Annotated in this window: 1 pseudogene; it reads right to left on the reverse strand. The window is 45.7% G+C overall.

The window, feature by feature from the left end:
• Positions 1 to 742: pseudogene (locus R7093_RS25310) on the reverse strand (MoxR-like ATPase); the annotation flags it as partial.

A 742-nucleotide genomic window follows, 5' to 3' on the forward strand; every position in this document is an offset into this window, starting at 1 on the left:
TTGGCAATGGATCTAAGCCATCTAAGTCCAGTTGATTACGATTATAGAAACGCGCCAAGTTATCCCAATAGAAAGGTACACCCGTTCTTGCAACGCCTGCGTATTGGTTCACGTGGCCTTTGATGATTTCCCCCGTCATCGGGTTAGAAACCGATGGGCCGTAACCAAGTAGACCGTTGGCTAAAGGCTCGCCAATCAGGTTAATCACATTATAACGCAGGTCGCCTGGGTGTATGCCAGCCGCTTTGGTTTTGTTCACAATCTCGATTTCAGGCTTGCCTGCATCCGCCCCAAATACATTCAGCGCTTGGTTCATCTTGTCGATCGATTGCAGCGTTGCATCCAAGAACAACTTGTTCTTCTCTTCAAAGAAATTGTCGCTCAAGTAATATTTGATAGAGCCTTGATCTGGGTTGAAACGATTGAGGTAAACCACATCACGGTCGTATTTATTCGTGACTGGGTTAAGCTTTTTCGTCGATGTGGTGAAGAAACCAATGTCGTTCTCATCACCCACTGGGTACAAGATCGGTTGGTAACCTTCGGTTGCCACTTCACTTTCGTGCACTAACGAGTAGTAGAAACGAGATTTAAACGCGCCATCCACAAGCGCTTCATCCAAGCTCGCTTTCGTTGCAAAGTTGATGTAGTCAGAAATATTATCTAAATCGATACGGAACGTGCGCTCTAGTTCGAAATTGAGAAGACCGTTTTTATGGTCAAAGTCCCACGAGATCAATCG

This window comes from Vibrio sp. 1580 (assembly GCF_033340055.1).